This is a genomic window from Trichlorobacter ammonificans, assembly GCF_933509905.1.
In the GTDB taxonomy this organism is placed as follows: domain Bacteria; phylum Desulfobacterota; class Desulfuromonadia; order Geobacterales; family Pseudopelobacteraceae; genus Trichlorobacter; species Trichlorobacter ammonificans.
Genome location: NZ_OW150024.1, coordinates 1,002,522 through 1,017,339, shown reverse-complemented (window position 1 = coordinate 1,017,339; position 14,818 = coordinate 1,002,522). Strand labels below are relative to the sequence as shown.

Annotated in this window: 13 protein-coding genes and 1 tRNA gene; 10 read left to right on the top strand and 4 right to left on the bottom strand. The window is 62.8% G+C overall.

Annotated elements, in window-relative coordinates:
* Positions 1-4 precede the first annotated feature (4 nt).
* Positions 5-229 carry a DUF1450 domain-containing protein gene (locus RAK07_RS04570; protein WP_305731659.1) on the bottom strand — a complete coding sequence of 75 codons (225 nt, stop codon included), beginning with the start codon at positions 227-229 and terminating at the stop codon, positions 5-7.
* A 13-nt stretch (positions 230-242) separates the two neighbouring features.
* Positions 243-773, bottom strand: a complete 531-nt coding sequence (locus tag RAK07_RS04565) for a ferritin (protein WP_305731658.1) — start codon at positions 771-773, stop codon at positions 243-245.
* Between the two features lie 143 nt (positions 774-916).
* Here RAK07_RS04565 and RAK07_RS04560 point away from each other — a divergent pair, with 143 nt between their 5' ends.
* Genes RAK07_RS04560 through RAK07_RS04540 form a run of 5 tightly spaced genes read left to right on the top strand, consistent with a single transcriptional unit; the run spans position 917 to position 9,734 of the window.
* Positions 917-4,561, top strand: a complete 3,645-nt coding sequence (locus RAK07_RS04560; protein ID WP_305731657.1) for a DUF748 domain-containing protein — start codon at positions 917-919, stop codon at positions 4,559-4,561.
* An 11-nt stretch (positions 4,562-4,572) separates the two neighbouring features.
* Entirely contained in the window at positions 4,573-5,856 is a 1,284-nt protein-coding gene (gene mtaB / locus RAK07_RS04555) for a tRNA (N(6)-L-threonylcarbamoyladenosine(37)-C(2))-methylthiotransferase MtaB (protein WP_305731656.1), read from the top strand.
* A 12-nt stretch (positions 5,857-5,868) separates the two neighbouring features.
* Entirely contained in the window at positions 5,869-6,795 is a 927-nt protein-coding gene (locus tag RAK07_RS04550) for a chemotaxis protein CheV (protein ID WP_305731655.1), read from the top strand.
* A gap of 21 nt (positions 6,796-6,816) precedes the next feature.
* Positions 6,817-8,058 carry an MFS transporter gene (locus RAK07_RS04545; RefSeq protein ID WP_305731654.1) on the top strand — a complete coding sequence of 414 codons (1,242 nt, stop codon included), beginning with the start codon at positions 6,817-6,819 and terminating at the stop codon, positions 8,056-8,058.
* A 26-nt stretch (positions 8,059-8,084) separates the two neighbouring features.
* On the top strand, positions 8,085-9,734 hold the full coding sequence (locus RAK07_RS04540) for a mucoidy inhibitor MuiA family protein (protein ID WP_305731653.1): 1,650 nt from the start codon (positions 8,085-8,087) through the stop codon (positions 9,732-9,734).
* Between the two features lie 85 nt (positions 9,735-9,819).
* Here RAK07_RS04540 and RAK07_RS04535 read toward each other — a convergent pair whose 3' ends face one another.
* Positions 9,820-10,338: a YkgJ family cysteine cluster protein gene (locus tag RAK07_RS04535; protein ID WP_305731652.1), complete on the bottom strand. Its 519-nt coding sequence runs from the start codon at positions 10,336-10,338 to the stop codon at positions 9,820-9,822.
* A gap of 3 nt (positions 10,339-10,341) precedes the next feature.
* Complete coding sequence (locus RAK07_RS04530) at positions 10,342-11,328, bottom strand: NAD(P)H-quinone oxidoreductase (protein ID WP_305731651.1); 987 nt, start codon at positions 11,326-11,328, stop codon at positions 10,342-10,344.
* Positions 11,329-11,491: 163 nt separating this feature from the next.
* On the opposite strand from RAK07_RS04530, the gene surE reads away from it, so the two are divergent.
* The 5 genes from surE (at position 11,492) to RAK07_RS04505 (ending at position 14,599) form a co-directional block, all read left to right on the top strand.
* Positions 11,492-12,238 (top strand): 5'/3'-nucleotidase SurE, encoded by a 747-nt coding sequence (gene surE, locus RAK07_RS04525; protein ID WP_305731650.1) that lies wholly within the window; start codon positions 11,492-11,494, stop codon positions 12,236-12,238.
* Positions 12,239-12,310: 72 nt separating this feature from the next.
* Positions 12,311-12,934: a protein-L-isoaspartate(D-aspartate) O-methyltransferase gene (locus RAK07_RS04520; protein WP_305733478.1), complete on the top strand. Its 624-nt coding sequence runs from the start codon at positions 12,311-12,313 to the stop codon at positions 12,932-12,934.
* A 13-nt stretch (positions 12,935-12,947) separates the two neighbouring features.
* Positions 12,948-13,922, top strand: a complete 975-nt coding sequence (locus RAK07_RS04515) for a sigma-70 family RNA polymerase sigma factor (protein ID WP_305731649.1) — start codon at positions 12,948-12,950, stop codon at positions 13,920-13,922.
* A gap of 22 nt (positions 13,923-13,944) precedes the next feature.
* On the top strand, positions 13,945-14,460 hold the full coding sequence (locus tag RAK07_RS04510; protein WP_305731648.1) for an adenine phosphoribosyltransferase: 516 nt from the start codon (positions 13,945-13,947) through the stop codon (positions 14,458-14,460).
* Between the two features lie 62 nt (positions 14,461-14,522).
* A tRNA-Arg gene (locus tag RAK07_RS04505) sits at positions 14,523-14,599 on the top strand.
* Positions 14,600-14,818: the final 219 nt, after the last annotated feature.

Genomic DNA, 14,818 nt, shown 5'->3' with positions numbered 1-14,818 from the left:
GCTGTCATGCTTCGTCTTGGTATGCCGCCAGCCGCTGACCCAGCTCCTCCCAGGTTTCTGCACTGATGACCCGGTGCCCGTCCAGCAGGGCAAAGGGGCGCTCCCGGCAGGTGCCGCACTGCTTGAGGCATCCCCTGACCTTGACATCGATGCCGGGAATCTTCTCCTTGAGCTCCCGGGCAAAGCGGTTCTTCCCCTTGGGGCTCTTGTTGCACAGGCGGACTTTCACCGGAGCACCCCTCTCAGGCAACCGGGAACGGTGCGGCACCACCGGCAGGGGGCACAAACACCCGCTGCCCCAGCTCGCTGTCGATCATCAGCAGCCCGTGCCCGTCCGTGCCGACGATTTTCAGCTTGGCAAGAATGTCCCGATCGTTATTCTCCTCCTCGATCTGTTCGGTGACGAACCATTGCAGGAAAATCTGGGTGGCATGGTCCCTCTCCTGCACCGCCTGCTCGGTCAGGTCGTTGATGCAGCCGGTAATGGTCTGCTCATGGGCCAGGGTCTTGGTAAACATGTCCAGCAGGGAGCTGTAGGTATTGGGCACCGCCGTGCTGGCCAGGATACTGATGTTGACCCCCTGGTCAACCAGGTAGTTGTAGAATTTCATGAAATGGACCATCTCCTCCTGGTACTGAACCATGAACCAGGTGGCGGCCCCCTTGAAGCCCATCTCGTTGGCGCAGGATGACATGGAAAGATAGATATTGGCGGAGTGCAGTTCGAAATTCATGTGCTTGTTCAGTGCCGCAGCCATTGAGCTACTGATCATGGTTGATATCCTCCTCAAATGATTTGCGGACAGTATAGACGAAATCCCTTTCTTTTCAAGCAGGGTAGCGCGAAAAGATGCGTAATGGCGGAATCTGGTGTATAAGAACTCGTTGTATGGAAGGCAGACCGCTGGAGAACCCCATGACACACCTACTGCAGGTCATTGCCGGCACGGCAGCCGGGCACAAGAAAGCACTCCTCCTGGCGGCAGCCGCGGTGTTGCTGCTGCTCGGAGCAAGCGCCCTGGTGCTGCCGATAGTTGCCAAGCAGCAAGCGGAAGCACAGCTTCGCGCCCTGACCGGCCGCAACGTTGCCATCGCCGGCGTCAGCTTCAACCCCCTGGGCATGACCCTGACGATCAAGGACTTCCGTTTCATGGAGCAGGACAACGCCACCCCGTTCGTGGAGTTCGACCGCCTGAAGGTTTCCCTTTCCTCCATGAGCATCGTTCGCCGTGCAGCGGTCATCGACCAACTGCTGCTGGAAAACCCGAAGATACGTTTGGTGCGCACCGCAGCCAACCGCTACAACTTTTCCGACATCCTGGAGCGGCTGGCAGCGCGCCCCAAACAGGAGCAGCGCGGCGAGAGCCGCTTCTCGCTGAACAACATCAGCATCAGCGGCGGCTCCATCGACTTCAGCGATCAGGCGGCAACGACGCCGGTCACGCATACCGTCCGGGAGTTGCGGCTTGACGTACCGTTCATCAGCAACATCCCTTACCTTGCCGAAAAGTATACCGATCCGCAGTTTTCCGCCGTGGTGAACGGTGGAAAACTGCGTTTCAACGGCAAGGCAAAACCTCTGGCCGCGGCGGTGGAAGCTTCATTGCAGGTAAAGCTGGACAACCTGAGCCTGCCGTATTTTCAGCCGTATATTCCGGCCAACCTGCCGGTACGGCTGGATGGCGGCCTCCTCACCCTCGACTGGCAGGTAACCTACCGCATCCACAAGGCCAAGCAGCCCGAGTTGCTCATCACGGGGCTGACGCGGCTCGACGGCATCGACCTGAAGGAGAAACACGGGGCTCCGCTGGCTGCGTTCCGCCGCTTCGAAGTGCAGGCACGGGAGCTGGAACTGTTCAGCCGCAGAGCGGCATTCCAGCGGATTGCACTGCACGACCCGCTTCTTCATCTCTCCCGCGATGGGGCGGGACGTCTCAACCTGCAGCGCCTGGTGTCGCCGTCGCCGGTTCAGCCCCGTGCGACGACACCGAAAGCGAAGGCCGTCCCCCCGTCGGGACCGCCCCTTGCCCTGACGGTGGGCGAGCTGCTGCTCGACAACGGTGCCGTACAGTTCCGGGATACCCTGCCCACGGGAGGATTCACTGCCTCCCTGTCCGGCATTGCCGCCCGGATCACCGACCTCTCCACCGCAGCGGGAGCCCGGGCCGCTGCCTACACACTGTCCCTGAAGGGAGACCGGGGAGAATCGCTTACCGCCAAGGGTACGGCGACCCTCTCCCCGCTGGCGATCACCAGCGACGTCAGCCTTGCCGGCGTGGCGCTTCAGCGGGGCTGGCCCTATCTGCAGCATCTGCTGCAGGAGCCGGTCAAAGGGACCGTGGCGGTTGCCGGTAGCGCTGCCTACAGCACGGCCGACGGCCTCTCCCTGCGCGATACCTCGCTGCATTTCCGTGAGCTGTCCGCGCGCTACGGCCACAAGGACGGCGCGGAGCTCTCCCGTATCGACATCGACGGTATCTCGTTCGCTCAAAAGGGCAACCGCGCCGAGGTGAACAGCATTGACGTCGGCAGCGGCACCGTCCGGCTCTCCCGCGAATCCGACGGTACGCTGTCGCCGCTTTTACTGCTGCAAAAGCCGGCCGCCGCCGCGCCGCCGGCACAAGCGCCCCCCCCTGCCAAGGCTGCAACCGCGCCGCTCAACTACCAGGTGAACGGGATCACGGTCAACGGACTGTCGATCTCGTTCCGTGACCGGATAACGAGCAACCAGCCGCACTTCTCCCTCGGCAACATCCGGCTGAAGACCGGCAACCTGACCGGTCCGCACTCTTCCGCCATGCCGCTCAGTTTCAGCGCCACGTACGGCCGCAGGACGCCGATCAGCATCAACGGCTCACTGACGCCGCAGCCCCTGCGCTACAAGGGGACGGTGGCCTTCTCCCGGTTGCCGATACGGGACTTTGAAGAGTATATCCCGGACAGTATCAACCTGTTCTTCGTTGCCGGCACGCTGGACAGCAGGATGGCGCTGGATATTTCGCTGCCCCCCGGCGGGAAACCGACGGGCAGCTTCAGCGGCAGCGCCGGGGTACGCGGCTTCCACGTGGTGGACACGGTCATGGAGGAGGATCTGCTGAAGTGGGAGAGCCTGCAGCTGGACCAGATCAACGGCCGCCTTGAGCCCTTCTCCCTGGCTATCCGCCAGATCGCCCTCAACGGCGTCTATTCCCGCATCGCAGTCAGAAAAGACCGTACCCTGAACCTGCAGAATCTGGTACGCAAGCCGGAGACGGCCGCAGCGGCGACGCAACCGGGGCCACCGCAGGCCGTGCAGCAGCAATCCTCCGGGAGCCGGCAACCGCAGCCTCCGGCGACGCAGGCCGGGAAGGGATCGATACGGATCGATACCCTGACCATCCAGGACGGCACCCTGGTCTTCAGCGACGCCCACCTGCCGCAGCAGTTCAAAACCACCTTCCACAACCTGGGGGGACGGGTCAGCGGTCTCTCCTCGGAGATGAACACCCGGGCCGAGGTGGACCTGCGGGGCAATCTGGAGAATCGCTCTCCACTGCAGATTACCGGCACGGTCAACCCGCTGCGCGACGACCTGTTCGTGGACCTGACCATCTCCTTCAAGGATATCGAACTGTCGCCGGCAACCCCCTATTCCGGCACCTATCTGGGGTACACCATTGATCGCGGCAAGCTGTTCCTCGACCTCAAGTACCATATCGAGAACAAGAACCTGGCTGCCGAAAACAAGATTTTCGTCGACCAGTTCACCTTCGGCGACAGTGTGGAAAGCGACAAGGCCACCAAGCTGCCGGTGCGGCTGGGGGTGGCGCTGCTCAAGGACAAGAACGGTCAGATCAATCTGGACCTGCCGGTCAGCGGCCGCACCGACGATCCGCAGTTCAGCATCTGGGGTGTGGTCTGGAAGGTGGTGCAGAACCTCTTTATCAAGGCCGCCACCTCTCCCTTCTCCCTGCTGGCCTCGATGATGGGGTCCAGTGAAGACCTGAGTGCCGTTTCCTTCAAGCCGGGCAGCAGCACACTCTCGGAAACGGAAGAGAAAAAGCTGTCCCTGCTGGCCAAGGCCCTGACGGACCGTCCGGGACTCAAGGTGGAGATCAGCGGCTTCATTGACAAGGCCGCCGACCCGGAGGGGTACCGCGCCGAAGTGCTGGAGCAGAAGATGCGTCAGGAGAAGTATCGAGAACTGTCCCGGGGCCGTCAGCGCAACGGCGCCGGACAACCGACAGCGGATCAGGTCGAGATCAGGCCGGAGGATGCCTCACGGCTGTTGAAAGCGGTGTATCTGAAGGAAAAGTTCCCCAAGCCGCGCAACCTGATCGGCATGCTCAAGGACCTGCCCGATGCGGAGATGCGCAAGCTGATCATCGCCAACACCATCGTGGGCGAGCAGGAACTGCAGCAACTTGCCGCGCAGCGGGCCGCCACGGTACAGCAGTACCTGGTATCAAGGGGCGCCCTGGACTCCCAGCGGCTGTTCCTGAAGCGGGACGACATCTACAAAGCGCCGAAACAGGAGAAAGGAACGGGCAGCCGGGTTGAACTCACCCCCCTTGCCCAGTAACGCACGACACGATGCAGCAGACAGACCGTCTTAAAACATTTGCCATCGCCACCCTCGGCTGCAAGGTCAATCAGTTTGAATCTGCCGACATGATCGAACAGTTGCGCAACGCCGGCTGGAAACAGGTCAGCTTCAACGAGGCGGCTGATCTCTACCTGGTGAACAGTTGCACCGTCACCGGCAAAAGTGACGCCGAATCCCGCAAGCTGTTGCGCCGGGCCCGCCGGGCCAACCCGGACGCCACCGTGGTGGCCACCGGCTGCTATGCCCAGGTATCCCCCGAAGCGTTGCAGGCACTTGCCGAAGTGGACCAAGTGCTGGGTAACCGGGAAAAAGTCGATATTCTCCGCCACATCACGCTGGGTGCCGACCAGGTCAGTTCCCTGACCGAACAGCTCGAAGGCCCATCACTGAAGTTGACCAGTTTTGCCGACCACACCCGTGCTTTCCTGCAGATCCAGAGCGGCTGCGAAAACGGTTGCAGCTACTGCATCGTGCCGATTGCCCGCGGTCCGAACCGCTCCGTGGCCGTCACCGACGTGGAGGAGGCGGTGCGACGGCTGGCAGGGGAAGGGTACCGCGAGGTGGTGCTGACCGGCATCCACCTGGGGGCCTACCAGTCCGGCCTGACCGGCCTGCTGCGCCGTCTCGACGCGACCGGGGCGGTGGAGCGCCTGCGGCTGGGCTCCCTGGAACCCAACGAACTGAGCGACGAGCTGCTGGAGCTGATTGCCGGCTCGTCCCGCATCTGCCCCCACCTGCACCTGCCGCTGCAGAGCGGATCGGATACGGTGCTGCACCGGATGCGGCGACGGTACGACGCCGCCCTCTACCGCCAGGTGGTGGAGAAGGTGGCACAACGGCTGCCGGACGCCTTCCTGGCGGCGGACGTCATTGCCGGCTTCCCCGGCGAAACCGAGCAGGAGTTCCGGGAAACCTGCGACCTGATCGCCGCCCTGCCCCTGGCCGATCTGCACGTCTTCCCCTATTCGCGCCGTCCCGGCACCGTTGCGGCGGCCATGCCGGACCAGCTCCCCCCGGCAGTGATCAAGGAGCGGACCACGATCCTGAACCGTCTGGCTGCGGTCAAACTGAAGCTGTTCCGCCAGCGTTTCATCGGCAGCCACCTGGAGGTTCTGGGACAGCGGCACGACCCGGCAACGGGTCTCATCAGCGGGCTTTCCCGCAACTATCTGGAGATCGACTGCCCCGGCACGGCCGACGATATCAACAGACTGCGCATGGTCAGGGTCACCGCGCTTTCCCGCAACCGCCTGGTCGGTGAACCGGCCTGAAAGGAGCCCGTCATGTCCTCGTCTACCCTGGATGAAGCCCTGAAGCGCACCAGCCTCTCCCGCTCCAACCAAATGGAAATGTTGACCTTCCGCCTCACCGACGGCCAGTTGTACGGCATCAACGTTTTCAAGATCATCGAGATACTGGAGAGCCCTTCCCGCTTCGACCGGATGCCCCACGCCCACCCGGCGGTAAAGGGAGCAGTGGATTTCCGGGGCAAACCGATCGTGGCCATCGACCTTTCCCAGGCCCTGGGCATGGCGCCAGTCCCCTTCAGCAGTCAACTGGCCTATCTGATCATTTGCGAATACAGCAAGCAATTGAACGCCTTCATTATTGAAGCGCCGGACAGCCTGCTCACCAGGAGCTGGGACCAGATTCACAAACCGGAGGGGGTGCAGGCCCGCTCCCTGGTGGCCATCGCCTACGCCGACAACAACGAAACCATCCTGCTCCTGGATATCGAGGGGATTCTCGCCGATGTCATCGGTCACCAAGTCGAGTTGCGCGATGACCTGGCCGGTACGGCGACGGCGGTGCCCAACCGCACCATCCTGCTGGTGGACGATTCGAAAACCGCGCTGCTGATGATGGAACAGACCCTGGAGCGGCTGGGCTTTCGCTACCAGTCCCAGACCTCGGCCGTACAAGCCCTGGCCCTGCTGCAGAGCCTCGAACAGCAGGGAGTATCCCCCTTCGATCTGATCATCTCCGACATCGAAATGCCCGGCATGGACGGCTTCAGCTTCACCCGGACCCTCAGGGAGCTTCCTGCCTACAAGGACTGCAAGGTAATTCTGCACAGCTCCATGAGCAACCCCACCAACCGCCTCAAGGCGGAGGAAGCCGGTGCCGACGATTTCGTCGCCAAGTTCGATCCCAACACTCTCTCGGAGCACATCTTCAGGATGCTGGGAGCGCCGGGCGCCAGTTCCTGACAGAAAGGCCGACACCCTCCCATGCCCCGTTATCCCGCCGGAATGGCCGCCCTGAACCTGACCCAGTTCCTGGGGGCCATGAACGACAACATCCTCAAGCTGCTGATCATTTTTTTCCTGATTCAGCTCCAGGGCAGCCAGCGGGCCGGCATCATCACCGCCACCGCCGGCGCCGCCTTCGTGCTGCCGTTCCTGCTCTTTTCCGCCCCTGCCGGCTGCCTGGCCGACCGCTACGGCAAGGCACGGGTCAGCCAGCTCGTCAAAGGGGCGGAGGTACTCATCACCGCCCTGGCGGTGGGTGCCTTTGCTCTGCGCATGGAAAGCGGCCTCTACCTGCTGCTCTTCCTGATGGCCGGCCACAGCGCCTTCTTTGCCCCGGCCAAATACGGCATCATCCCGGAACTGGCCCCCCGGGACGAACTGTCCCGGGCCAACGGCCTGATCGAATCGTTCACCTTTCTGGCCATCATCCTCGGCACCACCCTGGCCTCGCTGCTCACCCAGGCGACAGCCGGCCGTTTCTGGCTGGCCGCCTGCTGCTGCCTGGCCATCTCCGTTGCCGGCCTGGCGGCTTCCCTGCGGCTTCCCGACCTGCCGCCGGCCGCACCGCACCGCCGGGTCCAGTTCCTGCCCACGGAGATTATCCGCACCCTGCGCCATGCGGCCGGCGACCGCTGGCTGCTGTTTTCCCTCATTGCCCTGGCCTGGTTCTGGCTGGTGGGCGCCTTTGCCCAACTTAACCTGATCGGCTACGGCATCCAGCACCTGGGACTCGATGAGGCCCGGAGCGGCTACCTGTTCCTGGCCTCCTCCCTGGGAATCGGTGGCGGCGCCCTGCTGGCGGCGCGGCTCTCCGGTCATGAGGTGGAGCTGGGCATTGTCACCCCGGGGGCACTGGGACTGGTGATTGCCCCGGTGCTGCTGCACCTGGTGCCCCCCAGCCTGACGGCGGTTCTGGCGGTCATCCTGCTCTTCGGGGTCAGCGCCGGCCTCTACTCCCTGCCGCTGCAGACCTTCATCCAGTTCCGCGCCGAGCCCGCTCTGCGGGGCGAAGTGCTCGCCGCCTCCAGCTTCATCAACTGGATCGGCATCCTGATCGCCTCGGCGCTTACCTATCTGTTCAGCGGTCCGTTCAAGCTGAGCGCGGCCCAGGGGTTCAGCCTGCTGGGCCTGCTCACCCTGCTGGCCATGGTTGTAACCTGGTTCTGGCTTCCCGACGTTCTGCGACGCTTCATGACCTGGTGCGGCGGCAACCGCACGTAATTTCACACCCCAGGAGGTGTTACCACATGTTCATCCCCCGTTTGTTGCTGCTGGCACTGCTGGTGACCGCCGCGCCGGCTGCCGCGCTCACCAGCCTTGAAACCACGGCCACCGTGACCTCGGTCACCGCCTACCGCGATCGCGCCCTCACCCAGCGCACGGCCACGGTACGACTCAAACCGGGCACCAACCTGATCGCCATCACGGAACTGCCGGTACTGCTGCAGGACGATTCGGTACGGGTCGACGGTACGGGTCCTGCCGGTGCCACCATCACCGGTATCGAGGTGCGGCGGCGCCACCTGGAGCAGACGGCTGAAAAACGGGTCAGGGAGCTTGAAAACGAAATCCGCGACCTTGAGCGGGAGCTGGGCAAATTGGACGCCCGCAAGGCAGGGGTGGCCGCCCAGAAAAACTTCGTGGAAGCGCTGCGGACTGCCTGGAGCGACCGGCTTTCCAAGGAGTTGGCGGTACGCCGCCCCACCACCGCCGAACTGAATGAGGTCATGGGCTTCGTGGGCAGTAACGTTACCAGGCTGGATGAACAGGGCCGCGACATCGAAACGGACAAGAAACAGCTGAAGGACAGGATCGATGCCCTGAAACGCCGGAAAAACGAAGCAACCGGCTCGCAACGCAAGGAGAGCAAGGTGGTGGAGGTGGTGGTGGAATCCCGGCGGGAAGGTCCTTTCACGCTGGAGCTGTCCGCCGTTGTCGGCCAGACCGGCTGGGAGCCGGCCTACGACGTGCGTCTTGCCGCCGACGGCACCAGCGCCGAGTTGATCTATCGGGCCCAGGTACGGCAACAGACCGGAGAAGACTGGCAGAACGTGAACCTGACCCTCTCCACGGCCCGGCCGGCCTCCGGCGGGGCGCCGCCGGAACTCTCCCCCTGGCGCCTTTTCTTCCCTCGCCCCCTGCCGGCTCTGGCATCGCCGCCCTCCTCGCCACGGCCGACACCGTTCGTGGCCCAGAAAGCGGTCCGCATGGCGGAGGCGGAGGACCATGCCGAAAGCGCCGCCGAAGAGGCGCCAGCCGGATTCCAGACCGCCGACATCGATACCGGCGCCACCTCGGTAAGCTTCCGTATCCCCAAGCCGGTCAGCATCACCGCCGACGGCAGCCGCCACGGCACCGTCATCTCGGTGGACCGGCTGCCGGTGGCGACGGACTATGTCGCAGTTCCCAAGCTGGCCCAGGGAGCCTGGCTCACGGCGGAACTGACCAACAAGGCCCCCTACCCGCTGCTGCCGGGTGAGATCCGCATCTTCACCGGCGCCACGTTTACCGGCAGCGCCGTCATGAAAAAGGTGGCCGCGGGCGAGAAGTTCGTGCTCCCCTTCGGCACCGACGACCAGATCATCGTCCGGCGGGAAGAACAGAAGCAGCACCGTGAGGCCGGCATGTTCGGCGGCAGCCGGATGACCTACCGCTACCGGGTGATCGTCGAAAACCTGCGCAAGGAACGCCGCACCGTCACGGTCAGGGACCAGCTCCCCCTTGCCGAGAACAGTGAGATCAAGGTGAGCCTGGAAGAAACGGGGCTGAAGCCGGACGAGCGCAAGGATGACGGCACCATCGCCTGGAAACTGACCCTGGCGCCGGGCGAGAAGCGGGAATTCACCTTCGGCATCGTGGTGGAGTATCCGAAGGATCGCGTGGTGGTTGGGCTTTAGGCTTTCGCGAAGCGCGAATGGCTGTTTTCAGCACCCTGGTACAAACACGAACGGGACGGCACTGGTGGCCGTCCCGTTCGTCGTTTCAGGGCAACATCTCCGCCAGATCGGCCAGCGGCAGCCGATCCGGCAGCTTCAGACCGAACTCCTTCAGGTAGAGCACGTTCACCGACACCAACAGGGTATTCAAGCGCTCCAGGTCCAACACCGCTTCGCCGGGCAGCTGCTCCACCCCCCGGCAGTTGAGCGGACAGACGTCAACCCGGCGCTCATCCGCCTCGGTCACCAGAACCGGCAGGCCGTGGGTGCGACAGATGATGGGACGGGCGTCGTAGAGCAGGCACTGCTCCTGCCGCAGCAGAGGGCAGACCTCCCCCCCCTCCCAGGCAGCCAGGTGTTCCTTCAAATGGCGCAGGTCGTCGGCCGGCAACCGGCCGGCTGCCTCGATCATGGCCGCCATCTCCACCGGAAAGACCGAAATCGACAGGCAGCAGGAGGAACAGCCGGCATGGCAGGTGATCGCTTCCCCCAGGGACTGCTCGATGGTGCGGCAAAGTTCGTCCACCCGCGCCAGCAAGCGGTGATAGTTTTCGAGTGTCGCCATTGCCTACTGGATCTTGAGAACGATCTTTCCGAAGTGCTTGTCCTCCTCCATCATGCGGTGGGCTGCCACCACCTCCTCAATGGGGAAAACCTTCTCGATGATCGGCACGATGGTCCGGTCGGCGAATTTCGGCAGTGCCGTCCTGGTGAACTCGGCCACGATGGCGGCCTTGTCCTTTACCGGCCGGGAGCGCAAGACCGAGCCGATGATCTGCTGGCGCTTGACCATCATCAGGGCCAGGTTCAGCTCTGCCTTGATACCGCTGATCACGCCGATGATCACCAGCCGGCCGGCGTACCCCAGGGAGTTCATGTTGGGTGCCAGGTACTTGGCGCCCACATGGTCCAGAATGACGTCAACCCCCTTCTTGTTGGTGAACTCCTTCACCGCCTCGCTGAAATCGGGGGTGGTGGTGAAATCGATCAGCAGGTCGGCTCCCAGCTCCTTCACCCGCTCGATCTTGGAGGGGTGAGCCGTGACGATGATCTTCGTATCCGGCACCAGGGCCTTGCAGAGCTGAATGCCGGCGGTGTTCACCCCGCCGCCGCCGCCGTGGATGATGGTGGTATTGTTGTTCTTCAATCCCCCGATCATGAAAATATTCAGAAAGGCGGTGATGTAGGACTCGCAGACGCAGGCCGCCTCTTCAAAGCTCATCGACGCGGGGATCGGCATCAGGTGGTCGGCATAGGCCACGGCATACTCGGCGCAGGCGCCGCCGCCCACCAGCGACATCACCCGGTCGCCCGGCTGACAGCCGGTGACCCCGGGCCCCAGCTCCTCGATGGTGCCGGCCACTTCCAAGCCCAGGATTTCCGAATCACCCGGCGGCGGCGGATACTTTCCCTCCCGCTGTACCAGGTCGGGACGATTCACCGTGGTGGCGATCACCTTTACCAGCACTTGTCCCTCACCGGGAACCGGCCGTTCGGCCTCCCCCACCTTCAGCACCTCGACGCCGCCGAACCCATCCATCAGCACTGCTTTCATATCCTCAACCTCCTGAACAAAATACTGTTTTGAAAATATCCCGGCAAATCTACCTGCTGGTTCCGCTTTTGTAAACAGATAATTGCGGGATTCCTGCGCCTGTTTTCTTGATTTTATGAGCGTTTTCTGAGATAAAGCAGCATTTTGAAAGGAGCAGGCCTCCATGCGGATCATGGTCACCAACGACGACGGTATTGCTGCGCCCGGTATCAAGGCCCTGGCCGACGCCCTGGCCAGCTTGGGCGAGGTGACGGTGGTGGCCCCCGACCGCGAGCGCAGCGCCGCCGGTCACTCCCTCACCCTGCACGCCCCCTTGCGGGTCTTTGAGCTGCGCGAGCACTGGTTCGCCGTGGACGGCACCCCCACCGACTGCGTCAACATGGGTATTCACAGCCTGCTTCCCTTCCGTCCCGACCTGGTGGTCTCCGGCATTAACCACGGCGGCAACATGGGGGACGACATCACCTACTCCGGTACCGTGGCGGCAGCCATGGAAGCCAACCTGATGGGGATACCGGCCCTGGCCGTCTCCCTGGCCACCTTCGCCCCCAGCAGCCATTTCGACGATGCCGCCCGGTCAGTGCTGCCGGTCATTACCGCTTTCATCCGCAACGGGCTGCCGGAGGGCACCTTCCTGAACATCAACGTCCCCAATCTGCCCCTGGCCCAGATCAAGCCGCCCCGCATCACCCGCCAGGGCAAGCGCTCCTTCGTGGGGGCCATCGTGGACAAGGTAGACCCCCGGGGCCGCAAGTACTACTGGATCGGCAGCGAGGAGCCCAGCTTTCACGACGAAGAGGGGACCGACTTCAACGCCGTGGGGGCGGGCCATATTTCCGTCACCCCGCTGCATTTGGACCTGACCAACTACCGTGCCATGGAAACGCTGCAGGGATGGAACCTGGCATGAGCGGCTTCTCCATGCGAACATGCGGCACGTTCCGGAGGCGCCGTGGTTAATTTCGAAATCGCCCGCAAGCGGATGGTGCAGGAACAGATCATGGCCAGAGGCATCACCTCGCCGCGCCTGATCGAAGTGCTGATGAAGATACCCCGCCACCTCTTCGTGCAGGAAGCGATGGCTGCCCAGGCTTACAGCGACGGTCCCCTGCCCATCGGTGAGAAGCAGACCATCTCGCAACCGTTCATGGTGGCGCTGATGACCGACCTGCTGGAGCTGACGCCCCGGGACCACGTCCTGGAGATCGGCACCGGCTCCGGCTACCAGACCGCCATCCTGGCCAGCCTGGTGCGGCGGGTCTGGACCATCGAGCGGATCAGGCCCCTGGCCATGCAGGCCCGCAAGGTACTGGACTCCCTGCACCTGCTCAACGTCAACATCAAGGTGGGGGACGGCACCCTGGGGTGGGAGGAGGAAGCTCCCTTCGACGCCATCCTGGTCACCGCCGGCGCTCCGGCGGTGCCGGAAACTCTGGCCCGGCAGCTTGCCCCCGGTGGCCGCCTGGTCATTCCGGTGGGCAGCGAAAGCACCCAGACCCTGTTGCGCATCCGCAAGGAGGCCGACGGCAGCCTGACCCGTGAAGCCGGCATTGACTGCCGCTTTGTTCCCCTGATCGGCCAGCAGGGGTGGCACGCTCCCCAATGAGGTGAAACCGAACATGAGCACGAACAACGTGATGCCGCAGGAAGAGCCGCTCCTTGCCAAGGGTAGTACCGACGACGAGCAGGAACCCGCCCTCGACTTCGAAGCCGACCTGGAACTCGCCGAGGAGGAGGCGGAAGAACCCCCTCTCGAAAGCGCGGACTTGGCCCTGAGCGAGCAGGTATCCGCCGACGACACCATCCGGCTGTACCTGCGCGACGTGCAGCGCACCCCGCTTTTAACTGCAGAAGCGGAGCGGGAGCTGGCCCTGAAGGTGGAACAGGGGGACCGGGCGGCCCGCAACAAGATGATCGAATCGAACCTGCGTCTGGTGGTCAAGATCGCCAAGCGCTACAACAACCGCGGGCTTCCCTTCCTCGACCTGATCGAGGAGGGGAACCTGGGACTGATGAAGGCAGTGGACCGCTTCTCCCTGGCCAAGGAATGCCGTTTTTCCACGTACGCCACCTGGTGGATACGCCAGTCCATCGAGCGGGCCCTGGTCAACCAGTCCCGTACCATCCGCCTGCCGGTCCATGTCTCCGACGACATCAGCAGAATGCTGCGGGCATCCCGACGACTGTCCCAGGAGTTGCACCGCGAACCGACCGTTCAGGAGGTGGCCGACGCCATCAAGGTCAAGCCGACCTACATTCTGCGGCTGATGGTGCTGATCAAGCGGACCTGCTCCATGGAAACCCCCATCGGCGATGGAAACGACTTCATTCTGGGGGACACCATCGAGGACACCTCGGCGGTATCGCCGGCAGACCTGCTGGAGAACCTCGACTACTACGAAATGATTCTGGAGCGACTGAACCAGCTGAATGAGAACGAGCGGACCATCATGGGACTGCGCTTTGGCCTGGACGACCAGGAGCCCCAAACCCTGGACACCATCGGCCAGAGCTTCGGGGTCACCCGTGAGCGAATCCGCCAGATCGAGGTCAAGGCCCTCGACAAACTGAGGAAACATGCAGACCATCATTGACGCCGAAAGGGGCACACCATCCATGAACGACCTGAAGGACATCATCCGGGATGTACCGGACTTTCCCAAGAAGGGGATCATCTTTAAGGATATCACCACCCTGCTGCAGGACGCCCGTTCGTTTCAAAAAATGATCGACCTGCTGGGCCACCGCTACATCGGTCAGAAAATCGACAAGGTGGTTGGGGTCGAGGCGCGCGGCTTCATCATCGGTTCTGCCCTGGCCTACAAACTGGGTGTCGGTGTGGTGCTGGTGCGCAAACCGGGCAAACTCCCTTCGGAAACCTTCAGCAAGACCTACGACCTGGAATACGGCACCGATACCCTGGAGATCCACAAGGATGCCATCAAACCCGGCGAGCGGATCCTGCTGGCCGACGACCTGCTGGCCACCGGCGGCACCATGGCCGCGGTGGTGGATATGGTGGAGCAGATGGGGGGCAACATCGTCGAATGCTGCTTCATGTCGGAACTGACCTTCCTGGACGGCCGCAAGAAGCTGCCCGAAGGAAAGGTTTACTCCCTGCTGCAATTCTGATATACACTTGCGTTCCGCTGCACCGCCAAACAGCATGCACGACGCGAAAAATGACGCTTTATGTCCCCGTAGCTCAGCTGGATAGAGCACTTCCCTCCTAAGGAAGGGGTCGGACGTTCGAATCGTCTCGGGGACGCCACAGACATAACTAGCTGATTTAGCTAGCCACAAAAAGCCTTTGCAGAAAGTGAGGTCCGTTTGCGGGACCTCACCAAGCAAGGGCTTTTTCTTTTCAAAGAAAAGACACGCCGCTCTATCCAGCCTGCCAGCCATCGCCCCCCTGTTACATCTCGTTACACTTTGTAAAAATTCGTAATTTGCAAAAATCTGCTTCCTGACTATTACTGCTCGTATATCG